We start from the raw sequence: 23,848 nt of genomic DNA, 5'->3' as shown, positions 1-23,848 counted from the left end.
TGCAGGGGGGACCCTGTGGGAGAGTAGGACGCCGCCGAACAATCATTGTGGGGAAGCCCCGCACCGTATGGTGCGGGGCTTTTCTGCGTTCCGGAGCCCTTTGCCTCCGCACGCCCTTCTTCAGATGCCCTTCCTCTGGGTACGGGTGCCGGTGCGACGCGTCGCAAGCCTCGTACGCCGGCTGAGAGCGGTGTACGGCACGCGCGTGAACTTCCCGGGCCATTCCACCTGAGCCATTCAGGAGAGAAGGCGAGCGAGACTCCTCGGCCCCCGGGGGCGGGGCCTTCCCTTCCGAGTTCCCGCTGGCCCCTCTTACAGCCGGCCGGAGGACTTGAGGGCGAGGTATGCGTCGGCGAGTTCGGGGGCCAGCCGGGCGGGCGTCGCGTCGACGACGGTGATGCCGTGGCCGCGGAGGCGGTCAGCGGTGCGGTGGCGCTCGGCGCGGGTACGTTCGGCGGCGGCCGCGGCATACACATCGGCCGGGGTGTGGCGGGAGCGGGCCAGCGACTCGATGCGCGGGTCGGCCACGGCGGCCACGATGACCTCGTTGTTCCGGGTGAGACCCGGGAGTACGGGGAGCAGGCCCTCCTCGACCGGAGCCGCGTCGAGACCGGTGAAGAGCACGATGAGGGAGCGGCGGGGCGCACTGCGGCGGATGGCCGCAGCGAGGCCCCGGGCGTCGGCCTCGACGAGTTCGGGCTCCAGGGGCGTCATGGCGTCGGTCAGCGCGGGCAGCACGTCGCGGGCCGTGCGGCCGTGGACGGCGGCGCGTACGCGGCGGTCGTAGGCGAGCAGGTCGACGCGGTCGCCGGCGCGTGAGGCGAGCGCGGCGAGGAGCAGGGCGGCGTCCATGGCGGCGTCGAGGCGGGGGATGTCGCCGACGCGGCCGGCCGACGTGCGGCCGGTCTCCAGGGCGAGGAGGATGTGGCGGTCCCGTTCGGGACGCCAGGTGCGTACGGCGACCGTCCGCTGCCGTGCGGTGGCCCGCCAGTCGATGGACCGGGTGTCGTCGCCGGGGGTGTAGTCGCGCAGGCTGTCGAACTCGGTGCCCTCGCCGCGGGTGAGGATGCTGGTGCGGCCGTCGAGTTCGCGCAGCCGGGCGAGCTTGGCGGGGAGGTGCTTGCGGCTGGTGAACGGCGGCAGGGCGCGGACCGCCCACGGGACGTGGTGGCTGCCCTGGCGGGCGGCCAGGCCGAGTGGTCCGTACGAGCGGACGGTGACGCGTACGGCGTGGTGTTCGCCGCGGCGGGTGGGGTGCAGGGCGGTGGTGACGCGGCGGCGCTCGGCAGCGGGGACCCGGAGCCGGTGCCGGGAGGCGGCGAATTCGGTACCGGGGTGGAAGGCGCTGGGCGGCCAGGCGTCGCGGAGGTCGGCACGCAAGGGGCGTCCGGTGGGGTTGGTGACAGTGAGGTGTGTGGGGACAGCGTCACCTAGTCGAACTGACGTGTCACCAGTACGGGTGAACTGCAGCTTTCGCACTGGCGCGGCGAGTGACAGGTCGCACAAAATTGCTGCAAGCAAGGTGAGTTGGACGGCGAGAATGCCCGTCCAGCCGGGGAGCAGCAGACCGACGACGAGTGCGCCGAGAGCCGCGAGGAGCGCGGTGCGTCCGGTAAGGGCCATGGCGTGGCTCAGCGGGGGACGGGAAGGTGGGAGAGGACCGCGGAGATGACGGAGTCGGACGTGACTCCTTCCATCTCCGCTTCGGGGCGGAGCTGGACGCGGTGGCGCAGTGTGGGGAGGGCCAGGGCCTTGACGTCGTCGGGGGTGACGTAGTCGCGGCCGGTCAGCCAGGCCCAGGCGCGGGCCGTGGAGAGCAGTGCGGTGGCACCTCGGGGGGACACCCCGAGTGCGAGCGAGGGGGATTCACGCGTGGCACGGCAGATATCGACGATATAGGCGGCGATGTCGGGGGAGACGGACGTCTTGGCGACGGCTGCCCGGGCGGCTTCGAGGTCGGCGGCGCCGGCGACGGGGCGTAGGCCGGCGGAGTCGAGGTCGCGCGGGCTGAAGCCCTCGGCGTGCCGGGTGAGGATGCCGATCTCGTCCTGACGGGCGGGCAGCGGGACCGTGAGCTTGAGCAGGAAGCGGTCGAGCTGCGCCTCGGGCAGCGGATAGGTGCCCTCGTACTCCACCGGGTTCTGGGTCGCGGCGACCAGGAACGGCTCGGGCAGGGGCCGCGGCGTCCCGTCCACGGTCACCTGTCGCTCCTCCATGGCTTCGAGGAGGGACGCCTGCGTCTTGGGCGGCGTCCGGTTGATCTCGTCCGCGAGCAGGATGTTCGTGAAGACGGGGCCCGGCTGGAACGAGAACTCCGCGGTGCGCGCGTCGTAGACGAGCGAGCCGGTGACGTCGCTCGGCATCAGGTCGGGGGTGAACTGTACGCGCTTCGTACCCAGGTCGAGCGCTGCCGAGAGGGAGCGTACGAGCAGGGTCTTGGCGACGCCGGGTACGCCTTCGAGCAGGACGTGGCCTCGGCAGAGCAGCGCGACGACCAGGCCGGTGACGGCGGAGTCCTGGCCGACGACGGCTTTGGCGATCTCGGTGCGCAGGGCTTCCAGGGAAGCTCGGGCGCTGTCAGCTGTCGGGGTGCTCACGAGGTGCGTGCCTCTCTTGATGAAGGATCGAGCGTTCGAGGTCGTCGAGTCGGTCGGCCAGCTGGACCAGGGCCTTGTCGTCCGCCGGCGCGGGGCCGAAGAGCAGGGCCTGCAGGGCTCCGGAGGATGTGCCGTCCGCGGTGAGGTGGGCGGCGGCGGCCGGTACGAGGACGTCGGCACTGTCGACGTGGAGGGGAGGCACGCCGACGAGAGGGGCCAGCCGGGTGCGGGTGGCCGAGCGCAGGACGGCGGCGGCCTGGTCGCGGGCGCCGGCCTGCTGGTAGAGGCGGGCGCGGCCCTCGGTCGTCTCGGCGGCGGGCACGGTGACCGGGAGCCGCTCGGGGACTAGGGGGCCGAGCCGGCGGGCCCGCCAGAGTGCGGTGAGTACGGCGGCGAGGGCCAGTTGCAGCAGGCCCCAACGCCAGCCGGCGGGGATGAGGTCGAGGAAGGAGCGCTCGCCGTCCTGGGCGGACGCGGGATCACTTACGGAGGGGAGGTACCAGACCAGATGACGGTGCGAACCGAGGAGTTGCAGGGCGAGCGAGGCGTTGCCCCGTTCGTCGAGGCGGTGGTTGTAGAGCAGATCGGGGGCGCCGAGCAGGACGGTGTCGCCGGCGGTCGCCCGGGTACCGCCCGTCGGCCCGGTGTCGTCGGCCGAACTGCCCGGCAGGCGCAGCAGGGTGGGCAGGCCGTTGACGGAGTAGCAGCGGTCGGCGCCGGGGCCTGCGCCGGTGAAGCGGGTCCCGCCGAGGTCGGCGTCGCCGGCGCGGCGGGCGGCTGGCAGAGCACAGTCGGGTGGGCGCACGGCGACGTCGGTGGGTTCGGCGGTCCGGACACCGGGGGCGAGGGAGCCGAGCGCCTGCTGATCCGGCGCGAGGAGGACGGTGCGGCCGGCGGCGCGGCCTGTGGCCGTACGCAGGGTGCCGAGCTGGCTGCCGGTCAGCAGGTTCGGGTCGGTGACCAGGAGGGTGGTGTCCGGGCCTGCCGCGTCGGCTGCTTCACGGGTGCTGGTCACGACACGGGTGCTGACGCCCCGTTCGGACAGCAGGGTGGCGAGCGCGCGGCTGCCGGCGGGGTCGGCGGAGAGCGGGTCGAGGCGCCCGTGCTGTTCGTCGGACTTGAGTGCCGCGATGGAGATGCCACCGAGGGCGAGGACGAGGAGCGCGATGAGCAGGCCCCGGGAGCGGGACCAGATCCTGGCGGCGGTGGGGGAGACGGAGGTGGCGTACCCGGTCGCGGTGGTCATCCGGCGGCCCCGGCCTGGGCGGTGGTGAGCTGCGGCCTGTCGTTGCTCAGGTCCGTGTCCAGGGCGCTGAGCAGGGCGTATTCCTCGGCGGTGGCAGCCCGTCGGCCGTATGTGACGGCGCCGAAGGTCCGGGCGGCGGCGCGCAGCCGGTCGGCGTGGGCGGGGAAGGCGCGGCCGGATTCGGTGGCTGCCTCGTCGGCGGTACGCCCCGGGGCCGACGTGAGCAGCGCGCGTTCCTCCAGGGCGAGGACGAGGCCCCGCATCCGTTCCTGTACGGCGGGGGTCCACTCGCTGCGGGCGGCGTGGGCTTCCGCGGCCGTGCGGTGTTCGGCGGCGGTGCGTGGCCGGTCGGTGAAGAGCGCGGGGCCGGTGGTGGGAGTGCGGCGCAGGGCGCCGAGCCGCAGCCGGAGGGCGACGATCAGCAAGAGGACGACCAGGGCGATGACGAGCAGGCCGACCCAGCCGCCGGGGGTGGCCCCGGCAGCCGCGTTGAACAGGTCGTCGACGCGCCGCCAGAGCCAGTTCAGGGCACGCTGGAGCGGGTTGGGGTCGTACTCGTGGTACCGCGGTTTGGACAGTTCGTGTTCCGCCGCCTCCCGGGCGGGGACGCGCGGCGTCCGTATGGGCCCGTCGTCGCCGGTGCCCGCGAGTTGCTGCGCGAGCACGGCGACTCTCCCCCCGGCCGTCACCGCATCAGCTCCCGGGCGTGGGACCGGCGGCGGGGGACGCGTCGGCGCCGTAGCCGGGAAGGCCGGCCGCGCGCGCCAGTTCGAGGTCGAGCGCCTCGCGGCGGATCCGCTGGTCCATGTAGAGGAGCGCGGTGACGCCGGCGCTGATCGGGAAGGTGACGGTGGAGCTGATCACGGCGCCGATACCGACCACGATCAGGAACGTCCAGCCGGTGCCGGCGGAGCCGTTCATCCAGTCCGCCGCGCTGTCCCCGCCGAGCAGCATGCCGATGACGGTGGCCGGGATCTGGACGATGAACTCCACGATCACCACGATCAGTACGGTGAGCAGCTGGATGCCCAGCACCCGCCACCAGGCGCCGCGTACGAGCTTGGCGGAGCGGCGCATGGACGTGATGACGCCCTGCTTCTCCAGCATCAGGGCCGGCGCGGCGAGGCAGTAGCGGATCCACAGCCAGACCCCGAGCACCAGGGCGGCGAGGCCGCCCAGCAGTGCGAGGCCCAGGCCGGCCGGCTCGGCGCCCGCCGCGGCGATGACGATGCCCGGGACCAGGCAGACCGTCATGATGGCGAGGATCAGCAGGGGGAGGAGGATGAGCAGGCCGAAGAGGCGGGGGAGTTGGCGACGCGAGTCCCGCCAGGCCTCACCGATCGAGACCGGGCGGCCCAGGACGGCACGGCTGACGACCATGGTGATCAGTGCGGTGACGATCACGGTGCCGAGCATGGCGATGAACCAGGTGATGCCGCTGGCGGCGAGCTGGCCGCCGGCCTCGCGCATGACCTTGTCGAGGTCCGCGTTCGGGTCGGTCCCGAGTGCCAGGCTGTCGGCGCGCTGGAACCACACGCCCGACACGACCGTGGCGGCGGCCTGCGTGATCACGGCGACGACGAGCGAGATGCCCATCATGGTGCGCCAGTGCGCCCGCATGGTGGCCACCGCGCCGTCCAGGATCTCGTTGATGCCGAGCGGACGCAGGGGGATGACGCCGGGCTTGGCCGCCGGAGGCGGCGGGGACCAGGCGCCGCCCCAGCCGGACTGGCCGCCGCCCCACTGGGGGCCGCCGGGGCCGGGCTGACCGTTCCGCCCCTGGTGCCCGCCCCGGCCGGGCTGACCGCCGGGGCCGCCCTGTGGCCCGGGGCCGCCCGGTGGGTTCCAGCCCGGACCGCCGTCGTTCGGTGCGGATCCGCCATGGCCGCCGGCGCCCGGCGTGCCATCGGCCGGTGCGTCACCGCCGGGCGCGGACCACTGTCCGGCCGGCGGCTGCTTCTTGGCCCACTGGGCGGACGGCTGCTGATCCGGCGCGCCCTTCTCGGGGACGGGCGCGTCGGCGGGCTGCGGGTCGGCGGACTGCTTGGGCGGTGCGGGCTGCTCCTGGGGGCCGCGGTCCGGCTCGTCGGAGGGGGATCCGGGCGAGGCCCAGCCCGGAGAGTTGTTCATCGTCGCTCCTTCTCACTGCCCGTCCGCGGCGGCGGTCGGGTTCCGGGATCCGCGGTGCCAGTCATCGTGCCATGGCAAGTCCGGTTTCGTACCGGCCCCCTTGTCAGGAGGGGCTCTTCCGGTGCCGGGCCGAGATGTTCCGGTTCCCGCGACAGTTGTCCGGGACATGCGGGGAGACCTTCTGCTTCCACCGCCGCTGGCGGCAGACTGAGCGGATGGCCGATCCGTACGGAGTACCCCAGGCGGGTGCCGAGGCACCCGCGATCCCCGCGTTGCGTTGGGAGGAGCCGCCCGAAGGACCGGTGGTGGTCCTGCTGGATCAGACACGATTGCCCGCCGAGGAGACGGAGTTGGTCTGCACGGACGTGCCGGCGCTGGTCCAGGCGATCCGGACGCTGGCCGTGCGCGGCGCTCCGCTGCTGGGCATCGCCGGGGCGTACGGCGTCGCCCTGGCGGCGGCCCGCGGGTTCGACGTGGCCGAGGCCGCCGCGACCCTGTCGTACGCCCGGCCGACCGCCGTCAACCTCGCGTACGGGGTGCGGCGCGCGAGGGCGGCGTACGAGGAGGCGCTGGCCGCCGGGAGCACCGGCGAGAAGGCCGCGGCGGCCGCTCTGGCCGAGGCCCGGGCCGTACACGCCGAGGATGCGCGGGCCAGCGCGCGGATGGCGGAGCACGGGCTGGAGCTGCTCGGCGAGCTGTTGCCGGGCGGCGGTCACCGCATCCTCACGCACTGCAACAGCGGCGCGCTGGTCTCCGGGGGCGAGGGCACCGCCTTCGCCGTGGCGCTGGCGGCGCACCGGGCGGGAGAACTGCGACGCCTGTGGGTGGATGAGACCAGGCCGCTGCTGCAAGGTGCGCGGCTCACCGCGTACGAAGCGGCGCGGGCGGGCATGGCCTACACAGTGCTGCCCGACGGGGCGGCGGGGTCGCTCTTCGCGGCGGGCGAGGTGGACGCCGTACTGATCGGCGCGGACCGGATCGCAGCGGACGGCGCGGTCGCCAACAAGGTGGGCAGCTATCCGCTGGCCGTTCTGGCGCGTTACCACCACGTGCCGTTCGTGGTGGTCGCCCCCACCACGACGCTGGATCCGGAGACCGAGGAGGGTGCGTTGATCGAGGTGGAGCAGCGGGCCGGGTACGAAGTGACCGATATCTCGCTGCCGCATGTACCCGTCACGGGCGCCGAGGCGGGCGTCTCGCTCCCGGTCACGCCACCGGGCGCCCAGGCCTACAACCCGGCCTTCGATGTCACCCCCGCGGAGCTGGTGACCGCGATCGTGACCGAGGCGGGGGTGGTGTCGCCGGTCACCCGGGATGCCCTCACGGAGGTGTGTTCCACGTCACGATTCGGTAAGTCACGATCAGGTAATGGGATGATGGCCGAATGAAGGGACGCGTCCTGGTCGTCGACGACGACACCGCACTGGCAGAGATGCTCGGCATCGTGCTGCGCGGCGAAGGCTTTGAACCGTCGTTCGTGTCGGACGGCGACAAGGCGCTCGCCGCGTTCCGCGAGGCCAAGCCCGACCTTGTACTGCTCGACCTGATGCTGCCCGGACGGGACGGCATTGAGGTGTGCCGGCTGATCCGGGCCGAGTCCGGTGTGCCGATCGTGATGCTCACCGCCAAGAGCGACACCGTCGATGTGGTGGTCGGGCTGGAGTCGGGAGCGGACGACTACATCGTCAAGCCGTTCAAGCCCAAGGAGCTGGTGGCCCGGATCCGGGCGCGGCTGCGGCGGTCCGAGGAGCCGGCGCCGGAGCAGCTGGCCATCGGTGACCTGGTCATCGACGTGGCGGGGCACTCCGTGAAGCGGGACGGGCAGTCGATAGCGCTGACGCCGCTGGAGTTCGATCTGCTGGTGGCGCTGGCGCGCAAGCCGTGGCAGGTCTTCACCCGTGAGGTGCTGCTGGAGCAGGTCTGGGGGTACCGCCACGCCGCGGACACCCGACTGGTCAACGTCCACGTCCAGCGACTCCGCTCGAAGGTCGAGAAGGACCCGGAGCGGCCGGAGATCGTGGTGACGGTGCGCGGCGTCGGCTACAAGGCCGGACCCAGCTGACATGCCCCGGGACGGTTCGGCTCCGGAGGGGACGCGGGGGCGGGCCGCTGACACGGCGGACGACATGTCCTTCCTGGAGCGCTTCGTACGAGGCGGGCAGCAGCTGCTGCCGGACGGGCCCGGTGCCGGGTCCGTCCACCCCGTGCTGCGCCTCATCGGCCGCTGGGTACGCAGGCCGCTGCTGCCCGCGATGCGCTTGTGGCGGCGCAACATCCAGCTGCGGGTCGTCGCGACGACCCTGCTGATGTCTCTGGGCGTGGTGCTGCTGCTCGGCCTCGTGGTCATCGGACAGGTGCGGAACGGCCTGCTGGACGCCAAGCGGCAGGCCGCGCAGAGCCAGGCCGCCGGCGGTTTCGCCGTGGCGCAGCAGATGGCCGACGGCGCCGGCGACACCCGAGGGGACGAAGCCCAGCGGACCGGGAACCGCGGCGCGCAGGACTCCGCGACCTGGCTCACCAGCCTGGTCGAGCAGCTCGCCAGTGGCGGGCAGGGCGTGTTCTCGGTGGTCGCGCTCAGCTCGGACTCCGCCGTCGAGCAGCCCTTCGTGGACGACAGTCCCGGCATCCGGGGGCCGCGCGCTTCGGGCGACGTGGACCCGGAGCGCAGCGTGCCCGCAGAGATGCGGCGGAAGCTGGACAAGCAGGCGGGCACGTACCGCGAGTACACCCAGATCAAGCGGGTCGGGTCGGACGAGGGCGAGCCGGCGCTGGTGATCGGCAAGCGCCTGGACGACGTCAACAGCAACCCGTACCAGCTCTACTACCTGTTCTCCTTCAGCCAGGAGGAGAAGTCGCTCAGCCTGGTCAAGGGCACCCTCGCCACCGCCGGCGTCTTCGTGGTGGTGCTGCTCGGCGCGATCGCCTGGCTGGTCGTACGGCAGGTCGTCACCCCGGTACGGATGGCCGCGGGGATCTCCGAGCGGCTGGCCGCCGGGCTGCTGCAGGAGCGGATGAAGGTCACCGGCGAGGACGACATCGCGCGGCTGGGCGAATCGTTCAACAAGATGGCGCAGAACCTCCAGAGCAAGATCCAGCAGCTCGAGGCGCTCTCCCGGATGCAGCGCCGCTTCGTGTCCGACGTGTCGCACGAGCTGCGGACGCCGCTGACGACCGTACGGATGGCCGCCGACCTCATCCACGACGCGCGCGAGGACTTCGACCCGGCCACCGCGCGCTCGGCGGAGCTGCTGCGCGGCCAGCTGGACCGGTTCGAGTCGCTGCTGGCGGACCTGCTGGAGATCAGCCGGTTCGACGCGGGCGCCGCCGCGCTGGAGGCCGAGCCGATCGACCTGCGGGACGTCGTCCACCGCGTCATCGAGGGCGCCGAGCCGCTGGCCGAGGCCAAGGGCAGCCGCATCATCGTGCGCGGTGCCGAGTACCCGGTGGTCGCCGAGGCGGACGCCCGGCGCGCGGAGCGGGTCCTGCGCAACCTCGTGGTCAACGCCGTGGAGCACGGCGAGGGCCGGGACATCGTCGTCCGACTGGCCTCGGCCGGCGGGCGGAGCGGCGGCGCGGTGGCCGTCGCGGTACGTGACTACGGCGTCGGGCTCCGGCCCGGTGAGGCGACGCGGGTCTTCAACCGGTTCTGGCGCGCGGACCCGGCCCGGGCACGCACGACCGGCGGCACGGGCCTCGGCCTGTCGATCGCGGTCGAGGACGCGCGGCTGCACGGCGGCTGGCTCCAGGCGTGGGGCGAGCCGGGCGGCGGCTCGCAGTTCCGACTGACCCTGCCGCGTACGGCCGGTGAGGCGCTGCGCGGTTCGCCGATCCCGCTGGAGCCGGAGGACTCGCGGCGCAACCGCGCCCGCAGCCGTGCGGTCGGGCACCGCGCCATCGAGGCGCGCAAGCCCGCGCTCACGCTCCCGGCCCAGGCCGGCAACGGCGCCGACAGGCACGGCACACACTCCGGCGGGAACGGATCCGCGGACCAGGGCGGGAACGGAGCCGGAAGCAACGGCGGGAACGGAGCCGAGGGCAACGGGAGCGCGCCTCAGGAGAGCGGCGCCGCGCATCACGGGGCCGGCGCGCGCAACGGAGCGGGTGACGGCGGAGCGCCGCACGATGGGGACGCGCCTCAGGGGGCGGAGCCTCGGGGCGCCGGTTCGGACGGGGCGGCCGAGGGCCGCGTGCGTACGGAGGCGTCCGTGCGTACCGACCCCCGTGCCTCGACGGATGCCCGCCCCCGTAGGGACGAGGGCGGGAACGGCCGGGGAACAGGCGGGAAAGGCGGTCAGGGCACAGGAGAGGGAACAGGAGGGCGAGCCTCGTGACCGGCGCTGATCAGAAGCGCGGCGGAACGCGGCGCGGCGGACGGCTGCGCGGGACACGGCCCCGTACGGTCGCGGTGCTCGCCGCCGGGGCAATGCTGCTGGCCGGGTGCGCGTCGATGCCGGACGAGGGCGAATCGCTGCCGGTCGACCAGGCCTCGCGCGCGGACGCCGACTCTCAGGTACGGGTCTACGGCGTGCCGCCGCAGGACGGGGCGCAGCCGACCGACATCGTGCGCGGCTTCCTCGACGCGCTGACCAGCGACGAGGCCAACCTCCGCACCGCCAAGCAGTACCTGGCCACGCCGGCCCGTAAGGCGTGGCAGCCGTTCGCCACCACGAAGGTGCTCCAGGAGCGGCCCAAGGCCACCCCGGAGGGCAGCCCGTCCAACCGGGAGGACGCCAAGGGCTTCACCGTCACGCTCGAGGGCGCCCAGGTGGCCACAGTGGACCGCAAGCACGCCTATACGCCCCAGGAGAAGGCGTACAAGGAGACGATGCACCTGACCCGGGAGAACGGGCAGTGGCGCATCGACCGGCTGCCGGACGGCCTGGTGCTCGGCCTCCCGGACTTCCAGCGCATCTATCAGCCCGTCAACAAGTACTACTTCGCGGCGTACAAGTCCGAGGCCGGGGAGCCGCGGGCGGGCAAGAACGTGCTCGTCGCCGATCCCGTGTATCTGCGGCAGCGGATAGACCCCGTCACGGCCAGCGTGAACGCCCTGCTGCAGGGGCCGACCAACTGGCTGGACAAGGTGGCGAATTCCGCGTTCCCGGAGGGCACGCGCGTCACGCGCCCCACCCTCACGCTGGATGACTCCAATGCGCTGCGGGTGCGGCTCAACAAGCAGGCCGACGGGGTCGAGGCCGGCCAGTGCCGGCGGATGGCCGCTCAGGTGCTCTTCACGGTCCAGGGCATGGCGCGCGCTTCGAAGGTCAGCGAGGTGGAGCTCCAGGACGACCAGGGCGAATCGCTGTGCAGCCTGAAGCAGCAGGACGCGGTGGACGGGTACGCGCAGCAGGCCAGGGCACGGCACACGGCGCTGGAGTACTACATCGACGGTGACCACCGGGTGGTCAGCATGACGGACTCCGTGACCGACGCGACGCCCGTGCCGGGGCCGCTGGGTACGGGGAAGATCGCGCTGCGCTCCGTCGGCGTCGCGCACGGGGAGACGACCGCGGCGGGCGTCTCGCTCAACGGCCGCGCGCTGTACGTCGCCGACCTGGACGAGAAGGCCGACCGGGCCGAGGTACGGCTGCGCAGCAAGGCGAAGAACGAGACGGACGGGCTGACGGCGCCGAGCTGGGACGGCCTCGGCGACCTGTGGATCGCCGACCGGGACGACGACGGATCGCGGCTGCTGCGGCTCCGGTCGGGCAAGGGCGAACCGCAGGAGGTCGCCGTACCCGGGCTCGGCAAGCGGCGCATCAAGGCGATCAGGGTGGCGTCGGACGGCATCCGGATCGCGATGCTCATCGAGGACAAGGGGCGGACGACCCTGCAGCTGGGCCGGGTGGAACGCGGCGGCACGGCGATGAACCCCAAGCTGTCCGTCGAGGCGCTGCGTCCGATAGCGCCACAGCTGGAGGACGTGGTGGCCGCCTCCTGGGCGGGCGACAGCCGGCTGGTCGTGGTCGGCCGGCAGTCCGGCGGGGTGCAGCAGATGCAGTTCATGGAGACGGACGGTTCGGCGTCCAACACGCAGACGCTCCCCGGCGTGAATGGCGTCGAGTCGGTCGCTGCCTCGGAGGACGAGAGCCGGCCGCTGATCGCTGACGCGGACGAGGGCATCGTCCGACTGCCCCTGGACGCGAACTGGAAGACCGTGGCGACGCGAGGTACGGCTCCGGTCTACCCGGGGTGAACGGCGTCCCCCGCCCGTTCTTCGTCGGTCCCTCCGCCCATCCTCCGCCCGTCCTCCGCCCGTTCTCCGGAGGGGCGGAGGACGGGCGTTTTCGCAGGTGAAGCCACCCATGAGCTGCCATGGGCCTCCCATGAGCGCTTCACGAATCGCCTGCGCAGCCTCCCGGCGCCCTCCCGCCCGTGAACTTATCCACAGGGGTGGTGAGGCGGCGGCGGGGGCGGGACAGTAGAGGTATGCGGGGGTTGTGGCGGGAGTTCGCCGGGCTGGTTCTGCCGGTCGGCTGCGCAGGGTGCGGCAGGCCGCGGACGGAGCTGTGCGAGGAATGCGTGCGGTCGCTGTACGCCGGGGGCGGACAGGCGGCCGGGAGACGGCGTGGGCCGCGGCGGGTGCGGCCCAGTCCCGCGCCGCCGGGGCTGCCGAGGGTGTATGCGGCGGCGGCGTACGCCGACGCGGTGCGGGCGGTCCTGCTGGCGCACAAGGAGCGGGGCGCGCTCGCCCTGGCCGTGCCGCTGGGCGGGGCGCTGGCGGGGGCCGTGCGGGGACTGCGACCGGACCGTGGGCCGCTGCTGCTGATACCCGTGCCGTCCGCTCCGCGCGCGGTGGCCGGGCGGGGCCACGACCCGGTACGGAGAATCGCGCTGGCGGCGGCGCGGGAGCTGCGGCGCTGCGGGACCGGGGCGCGGGTGCTGGCCGCCCTGCGGCAGCGGCGGACGGTGATCGATCAAGCCGGGCTCGGTGCGCGGCAGCGACAGCAGAATCTCGCCGGTGCCCTGGAGGTGGTGGCCGGTGGCAAGCGGTTGCTGCGCGGCGGACCGGTGGTGCTGGTGGACGACCTGATGACCACCGGAGCGTCGCTGGCCGAGGCGGCGCGGGCGGTCGGAGAGGCGGGAGGGAGGGTGACGGGAGCGGCCGTCGTGGCGGCTTCGCCCGGCGCTTTCGAAATCAACTGGAACTGACCGGGAAAATTCATCGTTGCAGGTACTGAGGGCAAAAAATCACTCAAACGGAGCTACCCCCCAGGAGGGGGTGCCGACAACCCACCAAGCGAGCTATGTTCGGTTGTGAGGACTTGGAGGACGCTTTGCCTCGAATGCCGGATAGATGCGGTTCCTGGTGCCGGCAGAGATGCTGAAAACGGCTGGAGTGGAGTCCTGGTACGTGGGGGAGAAGGAGGTGAAAGTCGCCAAGTCCGAGGCTTCGGCACTTGTCGGAGCCTGGTGCAAGAAGGCATCACCTCGCTCGTACAGGGCGGAGTGATCCGGGAACGGAGTTCTGCGTGGACATCGTCGTCAAGGGCCGCAAGACCGAGGTGCCCGAGCGGTTCCGGAAGCACGTGGCCGAGAAGCTGAAGCTGGACAAGGTCCAGAAGCTCGACGGCAAGGTGATCAGCCTCGACGTCGAGGTGTCCAAGGAGCCCAACCCGCGGCAGGCCGACCGTTCCGACCGGGTGGAGATCACTCTCCGGTCCCGTGGCCCGGTGGTCCGGGCCGAGGCAGCCGCCGCCGACCCGTACGCCGCGCTCGATCTGGCCACGGCCAAGCTCGAGGCGCGACTCCGTAAGCAGCACGACAAGCGTCACTCGCGGCGCGGCAGCGGGCGTATCCCGGCCAGTGACGTGGCCGTGAGCGTCCCGGACGCGGCGCGGCTCAACACCAACGGCGAGCTGGCCGGCGAGGAATCCTCCGACGAGGAGAAGGTGCCGACCACCCGGATCGGGTCGCTGGAGGTCCAGGGCGAAGGCCCCCTGGTCGTCCGCGAGAAGACCCACTCCGCTGCACCCATGACCCTCGATCAGGCGCTCTATGAGATGGAGTTGGTCGGTCACGACTTCTACCTCTTCGTCGATGCCGACACCAAGCAGCCGAGCGTGGTCTACCGGAGGCACGCGTACGACTACGGCGTCATCCGCCTGAACTCCGATCCGTTCGCGGACGGATCGCCCACCGAAGCCGGCGGGGCGCTCGGCGGCTGACCCCACCGACGAGGCGCCCCCGGCGTGCGCCGGGGGCGCCATTGTGGCCGCTGTGAGCAGGAGTTGAGGCCGTATAGTGTCTGTGCGGCCAGGTGTTGGGACACGAAGTGCGACATGCCGGAGAGACGGTTTGTGTATGGCGCTGATCGGGCTGGCCGTAGCGGGCTGTTGTCAACCAGCCTTATGACCAAACTCAGGCCTTCCGGGCCGAGTAGTTGACGGGGAGGAACGATGGGGGACAGCTTCGGGCCTGTGCGCAATGAAGCGGACGATGACCGCATCGGCATGGCCGATGGTGTCGGCTCGGGCGTGACCGCGCCCCGCAAAGAGCCGATCAGAGTCCTGGTGGTGGACGACCACGCGCTCTTCCGGCGCGGGCTGGAAATCGTGCTGGCCCAGGAAGAGGACATCCAGGTCGTCGGCGAGGCCGGAGACGGCGCCGAGGCCGTGGACAAGGCCGCCGACCTGCTGCCGGACATCGTGCTGATGGACGTCCGGATGCCGCGGCGGGGCGGTATCGAGGCGTGTACCTCCATCAAGGAAGTGGCCCCCAGCGCGAAGATCATCATGCTGACGATCAGCGACGAGGAGGCCGACCTCTACGACGCGATCAAGGCGGGGGCCACGGGCTACCTCCTCAAGGAGATCTCCACCGACGAGGTGGCCACGGCGATCCGCGCGGTCGCGGACGGTCAGTCGCAGATCAGCCCTTCGATGGCGTCCAAGCTGCTCACCGAGTTCAAGTCGATGATCCAGCGGACGGACGAGCGACGGCTCGTCCCCGCGCCGCGGCTCACCGATCGCGAGCTGGAGGTGCTGAAGCTCGTCGCCACGGGGATGAACAACCGCGACATCGCCAAGGAGCTCTTCATCTCCGAGAACACCGTGAAGAACCACGTGCGCAACATCCTGGAGAAGCTGCAGCTGCACTCCCGGATGGAAGCGGTGGTCTACGCGATGCGCGAGAAGATCCTGGAGATCCGTTAGCGGGCGAGCCGGCGGTCACCGGTCCGCCCGCGGCGTGTCAGCCGGACAGCTCGGCGTTCAGAGCGGCGAGCAGGGCCGGGTCGTCGCAGCGTTCGACGCGGACACCGTCGCAGTCGACCCAGGCGGCGGCTTCCCGCAGGGCCTGTGCCATGGGGCGAACGGCCTTGGGTCCCTGCATCGAGACCTGACGGGCCACGAGCGTCGTCCCCTCACGGGCCGGGTCCACCCGGCCGACCAGCCTGCCGCCGGCCAGCAGCGGCATCGCGAAGTAACCGTGTATCCGCTTGGGCCTGGGGACGTACGCCTCCAGCCGGTGCGTGAAGCCGAACATTCGCTCCGTACGCGGACGGTCCCAGATCAGCGAGTCGAACGGCGAGAGCAGCGTCGTGCGGTGCCGGCCGCGCGGCGGCTCGGCCAGCGCGGCCGGGTCCGCCCAGGCGGGCTTGGACCAGCCCTCGACCTCGACGGGCACCAGTCCCGTCGCCTCGATGACCGCGCTGACCTGCTCGCCCTTGAGGCGGTGGTAGTCCGCCAGGTCCGCGCGGGTGGCCACGCCCAGCGCCGCCCCGGCCTGCGCGACGAGGCGGCGGACGCACTCGGTGTCGTCCAGGTCGTCGTGCAGCAGCTCATCGGGGACGGCGCGCTCGGCGAGGTCGTACACCCGCTTCCAGCCGCGGCGCTCCGTGCACACCACCTCGCCGGTGTCGAGGAGCCACTCCACCGCGATCTTCGTCTCGGACCAGTCCCACCACTCCCCGCCATTCCGGCCGCCGCCCAGCTGGGTGGTGGTGAGCGGGCCGTCGGCCTTCAGCCGGTCCAGGACGGCGGCGCACGAGCGCTCGGAGTCCTTCATGACGTGCCAGCGGTGGCCGCGCGCCCGCATGGCCCGGCGGCGGAACGCGAAGTGCGGCCACTCCTCGATGGGCAGGATGCAGGCGGCGTGCGACCAGTACTCGAAGCTGTGCGGGGCGTACGCGGTGCCGGCCGGCGGGGCGGCGCCGTCCGTCTCCGGGCGCGGGGTCCAGTACGCCGACTCCACGGCGGCGCGGCCGACCGCGCCGAGGCGGGCATACGGGATCAGCTCATGGGAGCGGGCGAGCACGGAGATCGTGTCGAGCTGCACGGCGCCCAGGCGGCGCAGGACGCCCCGCACCCCCGCGCGCCGGTCGGGCGCGCCCAGGAAGCCCTGGGCGCGGAGCGCGAGGCGGCGCGCTTCGTCGGCGGACAGGCTGGTCACGGGCTGCACGGCAGGCACGGCTGTCATGCCGATCAGAGTAGGACCGGGCACTGACAACGGCCCGCAGAATCGATCACCCGTTCCCGGCGCGCGCGGCTCAGCCGGCCCGTCCGGCGTACGGCAGGTACGGCGTCTCCGAGGGAAGGCCCAGGTCGGAGGGGAGGAGGGCGGCGGACCAGGCGTCGCGGCGGGTGCCCTGGCGGGGGACCTTCGCGCGGATCGTGCCCTCCATGCGGAAACCGGTCTTCAGGGCGACGGCGCGCGACGCTTCGTTGCCCGCCTCGGCGAACCACTCCATGCGCTCCACGCCGAGGTCGGTGAACGCCCAGCGCACGATCGCGCGGGCGGCCTCGACGGTGTACCCGCGGCCGCGGTGCTCCTTGACCGACCAGTACCCGAGCTCGGCCTGGCGATCGGGCGGCGCCTGCCGGGTCATCCGTACCAGGCCCGCCGAGCCCACCAGCGTCCCGTCGCCCGCCGGACGGCCGTCCTCCTTGAGCGTCACGGCGAACGTGTACGTGGCGTCCTCGCGCCAGCCGCGGGCGGTGAAAGGCCCCACGAAGTCCTCCGCGTGCGCGCGGGTGTACGGGGAGGGGACGGTCGTCCAGCGCGGGATGTCGGGGTCCTGGCACGCGGCGTGCACGGCCGCGGCGTCGGCGGGACGGAAGGGACGCAGGACGAGCCGTTCGGTGGTGAGGATGACGGGTTCCATCCCGTCAGTGTGCGTATTGGCCGTGGCCGGGGCGAAGGAATTACGCTGCGCCCCGGGGCGCGCCCGGAACCGTCGTACTCAGGCAGGACGCCGGCACCGCGGCACGCCGGACCCGCTTTCGCCCCGTGTGCGAACCGGAACGTGTTCCGGCCGCGTACCGGCACCTTCTGCGGGCCTCGCGCGTTGTCGTAGCGAGAGGACCGGAGAGAGGTGACCGACAGTGTCGTAGCGAGTCGTGGAACGTTGTGGAGAAGGGACAGGGGCCTTCGGGCGACGGACCTCCCTGCTGAGTGGGGTCCTCCCTTACGATGGCCGTTGCGGCGGGGCCTGCCCCTTGGAAAAATGCCGCGCCCGCGCACCGACCGTGCACAGGCCCGACCGGCGAGGAGACCAGCCCAAGTGTCCGTCTTGACGAAGATCATGCGTGCAGGCGAAGGCAAGATCCTGCGCAAACTGCACCGCATCGCGGGCCAGGTCAACTCCATCGAAGAGGACTTCGTCAAACTCTCCGACGCCGAGCTCCGCGCCCTCACCGACGAGTACAAGGAGCGGTACGCCGACGGCGAGAGCCTGGACGACCTGCTCCCCGAGGCATTCGCGACCGTCCGCGAGGCCGCCAAGCGGGTGCTCGGCCAGCGCCACTACGACGTCCAGCTGATGGGCGGCGCCGCGCTGCACCTCGGGTACGTCGCCGAGATGAAGACCGGTGAGGGCAAGACCCTGGTCGGCACCCTGCCCGCGTATCTGAACGCGCTGTCCGGCGAGGGTGTCCACCTCATCACGGTCAACGACTACCTGGCCGAGCGCGACTCCGAGATGATGGGCCGGGTCCACAAGTTCCTGGGCCTCACGGTGGGTTGCATCCTGGCGAACATGACGCCGGCGCAGCGCCGCGAGCAGTACGGCTGCGACATCACCTACGGCACGAACAACGAGTTCGGCTTCGACTACCTCCGCGACAACATGGCGTGGTCGCAGGACGAGTTGGTCCAGCGCGGGCACAACTTCGCGATCGTCGACGAGGTCGACTCCATCCTGGTCGACGAGGCCCGTACGCCGCTGATCATCTCCGGTCCCGCGGACTCCGCGACGAAGTGGTACGGCGACTTCGCCAAGCTGGTCAAGCGTCTGAAGAAGGGCGAGGCGGCCAACCCGCAGCGCGGCGTCGACGAGACCGGCGACTACGACATCGACGAGAAGAAGCGCACGGTCGGCATCCACGAGTCCGGTGTCAGCAAGGTCGAGGACTGGCTGGGCATCGACAACCTGTACGAGTCGGTCAACACCCCGCTCGTCGGTTATCTGAACAACGCCATCAAGGCGAAGGAACTGTTCAAGAAGGACAAGGACTACGTCGTCATCGACGGCGAGGTCATGATCGTCGACGAGCACACCGGCCGTATCCTCGCCGGCCGCCGCTACAACGAGGGCATGCACCAGGCGATCGAGGCGAAGGAAGGGGTGGAGATCAAGGACGAGAACCAGACCCTCGCCACGATCACCCTCCAGAACTTCTTCCGCCTCTACGACAAGCTCTCCGGCATGACCGGTACGGCCATGACCGAGGCGGCCGAGTTCCACCAGATCTACAAGCTCGGCGTCGTCCCGATCCCGACGAACAAGCCGATGGTCCGCAAGGACCAGGCGGACCTGATCTACCGCACCGAGGTCGCCAAGTTCGCCGCGGTCGTCGACGACATCGCCGAGAAGCACGAGCAGGGCCAGCCGATCCTGGTCGGCACCACCTCGGTCGAGAAGTCCGAGTACCTCTCGCAGCAGCTGAACAAGCGCGGCGTGGCGCACGAGGTGCTCAACGCCAAGCAGCACGACCGGGAAGCGTCGATCGTCGCCCAGGCGGGCCGCAAGGGCGCCGTCACGGTCGCGACGAACATGGCAGGCCGCGGTACGGACATCAAGCTCGGCGGCAACCCCGACGACATGGCCGAGACCGAGCTGCGCGGCATGGGCCTGGACCCGGTCGAGCACGCCGAGGAGTGGGCGGCCGCGCTGCCCGCCGCCCTGGAGAAGGCCGAGGCCGCGGTCAGGACGGAGTTCGAGGAGGTCAAGGACCTCGGCGGGCTCTACGTCCTCGGTACGGAGCGGCACGAGTCGCGTCGTATCGACAACCAGCTGCGCGGCCGTTCCGGCCGTCAGGGCGACCCCGGCGAGTCCCGGTTCTACCTCTCCCTCGGCGACGACCTGATGCGCCTCTTCAAGGCCCAGATGGTCGAGCGCGTGATGGCCATGGCCAACGTGCCGGACGATGTGCCGATCGAGAACAAGATGGTCACCCGCGCCATCGCCTCCGCGCAGTCGCAGGTCGAGCAGCAGAACTTCGAGACGCGGAAGAACGTCCTGAAGTACGACGAGGTGCTCAACCGCCAGCGCGAGGTCATCTACGGCGAGCGCCGCCGCGTCCTGGAGGGCGAGGACCTCCAGGAGCAGATCAAGCACTTCATGGACGACACCATCGACGCCTACATCCAGGCGGAAACGGTCGAGGGTTTCGCCGAGGAGTGGGACCTGGACCGGCTGTGGGGCGCGTTCAAGCAGCTCTACCCGGTCAAGGTGACCGTGGAGGAGCTGGAGGACGAGGCCGGCGACCGCGCCGGGATCACCGCCGAGTTCATCGCCGAGGCGGTCAAGGACGACATCCACGAGCAGTACGCGGCCCGCGAGGAGCAGCTCGGCTCGGAGATCATGCGTGAGCTGGAGCGCCGCGTGGTGCTGTCCGTCCTGGACCGCAAGTGGCGCGAGCACCTCTACGAGATGGACTACCTCCAGGAGGGCATCGGCCTGCGGGCGATGGCCCAGAAGGACCCGCTGGTCGAGTACCAGCGCGAGGGCTTCGACATGTTCACCGCCATGATGGAGGGCATCAAGGAGGAGTCCGTCGGCTACCTGTTCAACCTGGAGGTCCAGGTCGAGCAGCAGGTCGAGGAGGTCCCGGTGGAGGACGCCGCGGAGCGGACCTCCCTGGAGAAGGAGGCGCAGGACACGGTGCCGGCGCAGGCCGGGGCCCGGCCGGAGATCCACGCCAAGGGGCTGGAGGCGCCGCAGCGGCCGGAGCGGATGCACTTCTCCGCGCCGACGGTGGACGGCGAGGGCGGGGTCGTCGAGGGCGACTTCACCACCGACGCCGTGCCCGCGGGCGAGACCCGCTCGGAGTCGGACGGCCTGACGCGTGCCGAGCGCCGCAAGGCCCAGAAGGGCGGCCGACGCCGCAAGAAGTGACGAGGTCGGCGCAGCCGACGAGCGCGACGGCCGGGGCCCCGCAGCGAGTGCTGCGGGGCCCCGGCCTTGTCGTGGGACGAGCACCCGAGGCTCCGGCGGGCTCGGGTGGCCGGAGCGGCGTGTGCGCCGGGCGCCCAGGTGTCCAGGTGGCCAGGCGTCCGGTCGTTCTGAGACCTGGGGCTGAGGCGCGGGGCAGAGGACTGGGCCCCGGGACGGGTCAGGTGGTGCGGCTCCAGACGGCCGTCGAGGGGCCGATGTCCAGGGCGGCGCAGCGCCAGCGGGCGTCGTCGCCGCGTTCGAGGCGGAAGGCGAGGGCCCGTACGCGGTCGCCTGCGGTGATCCGGGCGAAGGCCTCGATGACGCCGCGCCGTGGGGAGTACACGCCGCAGTCGCGGACCCGGGGCTCCGGGTCGCGGCGGTACGGCCCTACGGGGCGCAGCGGGGCCTGCGGGGCGAGTTCCGCGAGCCGGTCGTAGGCGGCGGGCAGGGCATGGCCCAGCAGCGCGTGGACGGGCCGCCGGCCGCTCAGGGTGAGGACGAGCTGGTCGGCGAACCAGCGGTGCGGCAGCCGTTCCGCCGCCCGACGGCGGGCGTCGACGCGGGGGAGCCGGGCTGTGGACTCGGGGCGCCCGGGGGCGGGGCCGCTGGGCGCGGTGCGGGGGCCGCCCGGTGTGCGGGGGCCGCTCGGAGCCGTGCGGTCGCCGGGGCGGCGGCTGTCGCGGCGGCCCCCGGGACGGCTCGGGGCGCCGCCCGCACGGGGCGGTCCGCTCGGACGGCCCGGGGTGCCGGGGCGGGACCGTGGTGGGGCGGCCGCGGTGGCGGCGGCCGGGGCGGCGGCCGCGCGTGAGGCTGCGGCAGCCAACGCCGAGACCGGGGCAGTCGGTGCCGAGGTCGAAGCCCTCGAAGCCGAAGCCATCGAAACCGGGGGCGAGGCCATCGGAGCCGGGGCCGAAGCCGAAGCCCTCGGGACCGGTACCGAGGACGCAGCCATCGAAACCGGGGCCGAAGCAGCCAGAGCCGGAGCCGGGCCCGGGGCGGTCGGGCTCGTGGGTGGCGGCTCGGCCGGGGCGGGCGGCGTTGCGTGTGGTGTCCCGGGCTGTGGCGTGGTCGTGGTGGTAGCCGTGGTCGTGGTCATCGTGGCCCCCGTTCCGCCCGCTCCCGTTGGGTACCGGGCAGTAGCTTTTGCGTGGGGCTCTTCTATCGAGCCGCTCGGAGGGGCGGCAAGGCGGTCGTGCGTGCGACGGAGGGGCCGGAAGATTCACCTATCAGGGTGACGGGCGGTGCGCGGCCCGGCCGGGGGCGGTGTCGGGCGGGGTGTCCGGCGGACCGTCCCCGGGCCGTACCGGCGGCACGAAGGGGGACCCGCGCCCGTATGCTGGCTGCCTGCGCCCGATCAGAGCGACCAGTCCCAGCAGTCCGATACGAAAGCGGCGGCCATGCGTGTCTACGTCCCCCTGACCCTCTCCGGTCTCGCAGAGGCGTACAAGGCGGGTGAGGTGGGCTCCGGCCCGCTGGAGGCCTACGCCGTCACGCCCGCGCTGCGCGAGTGGTACGTCTCCGACGACATCGAGGAGCTGGAGTACGCCGCGCTGAACCGGGCGGCCCAGGCCTCGCTGCGGCTGCTGGCCACCGACCCGGGCGCCGCCAGGCGGCGCGTCGTGGTGGCCGTCGACGTCGCCGACGGTGCCGCGTCCGTGGACCCGGACCGGGGGCTGGACAAGTCGGCGCTGGGCGTCGTGCGGGTGGTCGGGCCGGTGCCGATGAAGAAGGCGGCCGCCGTGCATGTCGACTCGGACGACGCGGAGCCGGACGTCACCGCCGCGGCCGCGGCGCTGGGCGCGGCGGACCAGGGCGACGACGACGCGCAGTTCACCGTGGACGGGGCCGAGGACCACGAGCTGATGTGGTTCGGTGTGCAGGAGATTCCGAACCTGATCGGCTGACGGCCGGCGCTGCCCCCGCCCCGCCCAGCCCTGACCTGCGGTGATGGGCACGGGCGGCCGGATTGTCGGTGGGCGCGGGTACCTTTCTCGCATGGGGAAGTACGCGGAGCACATCGTCTGGGACTGGAACGGCACGCTCTTTCACGACATCGACGCCGTGATCGGGGCGACCAACGCCGCGTTCGGTGAGATCGGCCTGCCGCCGATCACCCTGGAGCGTTACCGCGAGCTGTACTGCGTGCCGGTCCCGCGGTTCTACGAGCGGCTGATAGGGCGGCTGCCGACCGATGCCGAGTGGGCGGTCATGGACGAGGCGTTCCACCGGCACTACACCCTCCAGCGGGAGGCGTGCGCGCTCGCCGAGGGTGTGGAGACGCTGCTGGAGAGCTGGGGCGCGGCAGGGCGCAGCCAGTCGATCCTGAGCATGTACGGCCACGAGGAGCTCCTGCCGCTCGTGCGCGACTTCGGTATCGAGGCGCACTTCATACGGGTGGACGGCCGGACCGGGCCGTCCGGCGGCGGCAAGAGCGAGCACATGGTGCGGCACCTCGCGGCGCTGGAGAGCGCGCGGGTCGATCCCGGCCGTACGGTCGTCATCGGGGACGCGGTGGACGACGCGCTGGCGGCCCGGTACGCGGGGGCGCACGCGGTGCTCTACACGGGCGGCTCGCACAGCCGGACGAGCCTCCTGGAGGCCGGGGTGCCGGTCGTCGACAGCCTGGCCGAGGCCGTCCTGACCGCGGAGCGCCTGGCCCTCTGAGGGCCGCCACGCTCCACGTCCCGCCCGGTCAGGGCCGCCACGCTCAGCGCCCCGCCCGATCAGGGCCGAGGCACACCCCCCCGCCAGGTCAGGGCCGAGGCGCACTCCCCGTCCGATCAGGGCCGAGGCGTACCCCGCCCGACCAGGCCCGTGACGTCCCCGGAGGCCCGTGCCCCCGCCCCCTCACCCCGCCGGTGCCTTCGCCCGCAGTACCTTCAGGAATTCGCGCATCCAGCCGGAGTGGTCGGGCCAGGCGCGGGAGGAGACCAGGGTGCCGTCGACGACGACCTCGGCGTCGCGGTAGCCGGCGCCCGCGGCCTGCATGTCCATCTCCAGCGCGGGATAGGAGGTGACCCGGCGGCCGTTCAGGCGGCCGATCGCCGCCGTGAGCAGGGGGCCGTGGCAGATCTGGGCGACCGGCTTGTCGGCGTCGAAGAAGGCCTTGACGACCTTGCGCAGCTCGGCGTCGTTGCGCAGGTATTCGGGTGCCCGGCCGCCGGGGATCACCAGGGCGGCGTAACTGCCCGGGTCGACTTCGGAGAACGCCAGGTCCGCCGGCCAGGTGTAGCCGGGCTTCTCGGTATACGTATCGAACCCAGGTTCGAAGTCGTGGACGACGAAGCGCAGCGTCTTGCGGGCCGGGGCGGCGATGTCGACGTCGTAGCCCTCCTCGCGGAGCCGCTGATAGGGGTACAGGACCTCCAGGGATTCCGCCGCGTCCCCGGTCACGATCAGGATTTTGGCTGCCATGGCGTACCTCCGCGCGGCTCGCGTCCGACTCCGTACCGCTCAAGGTCCTCCGGTCGGCAGCGCTTGCCAAGACCCCCTGCGGAC

General features: G+C 72.2%; 19 protein-coding genes. 10 read left to right on the top strand and 9 right to left on the bottom strand.

Annotated elements, in window-relative coordinates; genetic code table 11:
- Positions 1 to 312: 312 nt before the first annotated feature.
- From ACZ6WH_RS29405 to ACZ6WH_RS29385, 5 genes are read right to left on the bottom strand one after another with little or no spacing between them, the layout of a single operon-like run.
- The gene (locus ACZ6WH_RS29405; RefSeq protein WP_469731948.1) at positions 313 to 1,623 is read right to left on the bottom strand and encodes a DUF58 domain-containing protein; all 1,311 of its coding nucleotides are present in this window, start codon (positions 1,621 to 1,623) and stop codon (positions 313 to 315) included.
- 8 nt (positions 1,624 to 1,631) lie between these two features.
- Positions 1,632 to 2,618, bottom strand: a complete 987-nt coding sequence (locus ACZ6WH_RS29400) for an AAA family ATPase (protein WP_469731975.1) — start codon at positions 2,616 to 2,618, stop codon at positions 1,632 to 1,634.
- Positions 2,578 to 3,843 carry a DUF4350 domain-containing protein gene (locus ACZ6WH_RS29395; RefSeq protein WP_469731946.1) on the bottom strand — a complete coding sequence of 422 codons (1,266 nt, stop codon included), beginning with the start codon at positions 3,841 to 3,843 and terminating at the stop codon, positions 2,578 to 2,580. The genes ACZ6WH_RS29400 and ACZ6WH_RS29395 overlap by 41 nt, the downstream gene beginning before the upstream one ends.
- Complete coding sequence (locus tag ACZ6WH_RS29390) at positions 3,840 to 4,508, bottom strand: DUF4129 domain-containing protein (protein ID WP_469731944.1); 669 nt, start codon at positions 4,506 to 4,508, stop codon at positions 3,840 to 3,842. The genes ACZ6WH_RS29395 and ACZ6WH_RS29390 overlap by 4 nt, the downstream gene beginning before the upstream one ends.
- Positions 4,509 to 4,536: 28 nt before the next feature.
- Positions 4,537 to 5,973, bottom strand: a complete 1,437-nt coding sequence (locus tag ACZ6WH_RS29385) for a DUF7847 domain-containing protein (RefSeq protein ID WP_469731943.1) — start codon at positions 5,971 to 5,973, stop codon at positions 4,537 to 4,539.
- A gap of 215 nt (positions 5,974 to 6,188) precedes the next feature.
- On the opposite strand from ACZ6WH_RS29385, the gene mtnA reads away from it, so the two are divergent.
- From mtnA to ACZ6WH_RS29350, 7 genes are all read left to right on the top strand, one after another.
- Complete coding sequence (gene mtnA / locus ACZ6WH_RS29380; RefSeq protein ID WP_469731941.1) at positions 6,189 to 7,361, top strand: S-methyl-5-thioribose-1-phosphate isomerase; 1,173 nt, start codon at positions 6,189 to 6,191, stop codon at positions 7,359 to 7,361.
- Entirely contained in the window at positions 7,358 to 8,035 is a 678-nt protein-coding gene (gene mtrA / locus ACZ6WH_RS29375; protein ID WP_030250475.1) for a two-component system response regulator MtrA, read from the top strand. The genes mtnA and mtrA overlap by 4 nt, the downstream gene beginning before the upstream one ends.
- Position 8,036: 1 nt before the next feature.
- On the top strand, positions 8,037 to 10,304 hold the full coding sequence (gene mtrB, locus ACZ6WH_RS29370) for an MtrAB system histidine kinase MtrB (RefSeq protein WP_469731939.1): 2,268 nt from the start codon (positions 8,037 to 8,039) through the stop codon (positions 10,302 to 10,304).
- Positions 10,301 to 12,169, top strand: coding sequence for an LpqB family beta-propeller domain-containing protein (locus tag ACZ6WH_RS29365; RefSeq protein WP_469731937.1), 1,869 nt, complete (start codon positions 10,301 to 10,303; stop codon positions 12,167 to 12,169). The genes mtrB and ACZ6WH_RS29365 overlap by 4 nt, the downstream gene beginning before the upstream one ends.
- 233 nt (positions 12,170 to 12,402) lie before the next feature.
- Positions 12,403 to 13,125, top strand: coding sequence for a ComF family protein (locus ACZ6WH_RS29360; protein ID WP_469731935.1), 723 nt, complete (start codon positions 12,403 to 12,405; stop codon positions 13,123 to 13,125).
- A gap of 320 nt (positions 13,126 to 13,445) precedes the next feature.
- Complete coding sequence (gene hpf / locus ACZ6WH_RS29355) at positions 13,446 to 14,141, top strand: ribosome hibernation-promoting factor, HPF/YfiA family (RefSeq protein ID WP_432855126.1); 696 nt, start codon at positions 13,446 to 13,448, stop codon at positions 14,139 to 14,141.
- A 231-nt stretch (positions 14,142 to 14,372) separates the two neighbouring features.
- The gene (locus ACZ6WH_RS29350) at positions 14,373 to 15,128 is read left to right on the top strand and encodes a response regulator transcription factor (RefSeq protein ID WP_361568439.1); all 756 of its coding nucleotides are present in this window, start codon (positions 14,373 to 14,375) and stop codon (positions 15,126 to 15,128) included.
- Between the two features lie 37 nt (positions 15,129 to 15,165).
- Here the strand turns inward: ACZ6WH_RS29350 and ACZ6WH_RS29345 are convergent, their stop codons facing one another.
- Together ACZ6WH_RS29345 and ACZ6WH_RS29340 are read right to left on the bottom strand one after the other, a co-directional pair.
- Positions 15,166 to 16,392 (bottom strand): winged helix-turn-helix domain-containing protein, encoded by a 1,227-nt coding sequence (locus ACZ6WH_RS29345; protein WP_469731932.1) that lies wholly within the window; start codon positions 16,390 to 16,392, stop codon positions 15,166 to 15,168.
- A gap of 70 nt (positions 16,393 to 16,462) precedes the next feature.
- Positions 16,463 to 17,077, bottom strand: a complete 615-nt coding sequence (locus ACZ6WH_RS29340) for a GNAT family N-acetyltransferase (RefSeq protein ID WP_469731930.1) — start codon at positions 17,075 to 17,077, stop codon at positions 16,463 to 16,465.
- A 399-nt stretch (positions 17,078 to 17,476) separates the two neighbouring features.
- Here ACZ6WH_RS29340 and secA point away from each other — a divergent pair, with 399 nt between their 5' ends.
- Positions 17,477 to 20,311 carry a preprotein translocase subunit SecA gene (secA, locus tag ACZ6WH_RS29335; protein WP_469731928.1) on the top strand — a complete coding sequence of 945 codons (2,835 nt, stop codon included), beginning with the start codon at positions 17,477 to 17,479 and terminating at the stop codon, positions 20,309 to 20,311.
- Positions 20,312 to 20,528: 217 nt separating this feature from the next.
- Here secA and ACZ6WH_RS29330 read toward each other — a convergent pair whose 3' ends face one another.
- On the bottom strand, positions 20,529 to 21,173 hold the full coding sequence (locus ACZ6WH_RS29330; protein WP_469731926.1) for an Rv3235 family protein: 645 nt from the start codon (positions 21,171 to 21,173) through the stop codon (positions 20,529 to 20,531).
- A 574-nt stretch (positions 21,174 to 21,747) separates the two neighbouring features.
- Here ACZ6WH_RS29330 and ACZ6WH_RS29325 point away from each other — a divergent pair.
- Positions 21,748 to 22,254 (top strand): DUF6912 family protein, encoded by a 507-nt coding sequence (locus tag ACZ6WH_RS29325; RefSeq protein ID WP_361562543.1) that lies wholly within the window; start codon positions 21,748 to 21,750, stop codon positions 22,252 to 22,254.
- A gap of 91 nt (positions 22,255 to 22,345) precedes the next feature.
- Positions 22,346 to 23,014 (top strand): HAD family hydrolase, encoded by a 669-nt coding sequence (locus ACZ6WH_RS29320; RefSeq protein WP_469731924.1) that lies wholly within the window; start codon positions 22,346 to 22,348, stop codon positions 23,012 to 23,014.
- 183 nt (positions 23,015 to 23,197) lie between these two features.
- Here the strand turns inward: ACZ6WH_RS29320 and ACZ6WH_RS29315 are convergent, their stop codons facing one another.
- Entirely contained in the window at positions 23,198 to 23,764 is a 567-nt protein-coding gene (locus ACZ6WH_RS29315) for a DJ-1/PfpI family protein (RefSeq protein ID WP_432855108.1), read from the bottom strand.
- Positions 23,765 to 23,848 lie beyond the last annotated feature (84 nt).

This window comes from Streptomyces sp. NPDC050806 (assembly GCF_055586425.1).
The sequence above is the reverse complement of the archived record's forward strand: the minus strand, read 5'-3'. Positions and strand labels throughout refer to the sequence as shown.

Bases quoted from the DNA above. Each gene is read 5' to 3' on its own strand.
- ACZ6WH_RS29385 (WP_469731943.1), bottom strand. From the start codon at position 5,973: ATGAACAACTCTCCGGGCTGGGCCTCGCCCGGATCCCCCTCCGACGAG.
- mtnA (WP_469731941.1), top strand. From the start codon at position 6,189: ATGGCCGATCCGTACGGAGTACCCCAGGCGGGTGCCGAGGCACCCGCG.
- mtrB (WP_469731939.1), top strand. From the start codon at position 8,037: ATGCCCCGGGACGGTTCGGCTCCGGAGGGGACGCGGGGGCGGGCCGCT.
- ACZ6WH_RS29315 (WP_432855108.1), bottom strand. From the start codon at position 23,764: ATGGCAGCCAAAATCCTGATCGTGACCGGGGACGCGGCGGAATCCCTG.
- ACZ6WH_RS29345 (WP_469731932.1), bottom strand. From the start codon at position 16,392: ATGACAGCCGTGCCTGCCGTGCAGCCCGTGACCAGCCTGTCCGCCGAC.
- mtrA (WP_030250475.1), top strand. From the start codon at position 7,358: ATGAAGGGACGCGTCCTGGTCGTCGACGACGACACCGCACTGGCAGAG.
- ACZ6WH_RS29360 (WP_469731935.1), top strand. From the start codon at position 12,403: ATGCGGGGGTTGTGGCGGGAGTTCGCCGGGCTGGTTCTGCCGGTCGGC.
- ACZ6WH_RS29350 (WP_361568439.1), top strand. From the start codon at position 14,373: ATGGGGGACAGCTTCGGGCCTGTGCGCAATGAAGCGGACGATGACCGC.
- ACZ6WH_RS29405 (WP_469731948.1), bottom strand. From the start codon at position 1,623: ATGGCCCTTACCGGACGCACCGCGCTCCTCGCGGCTCTCGGCGCACTC.
- ACZ6WH_RS29340 (WP_469731930.1), bottom strand. From the start codon at position 17,077: ATGGAACCCGTCATCCTCACCACCGAACGGCTCGTCCTGCGTCCCTTC.
- ACZ6WH_RS29325 (WP_361562543.1), top strand. From the start codon at position 21,748: ATGCGTGTCTACGTCCCCCTGACCCTCTCCGGTCTCGCAGAGGCGTAC.
- ACZ6WH_RS29395 (WP_469731946.1), bottom strand. From the start codon at position 3,843: ATGACCACCGCGACCGGGTACGCCACCTCCGTCTCCCCCACCGCCGCC.
- ACZ6WH_RS29320 (WP_469731924.1), top strand. From the start codon at position 22,346: ATGGGGAAGTACGCGGAGCACATCGTCTGGGACTGGAACGGCACGCTC.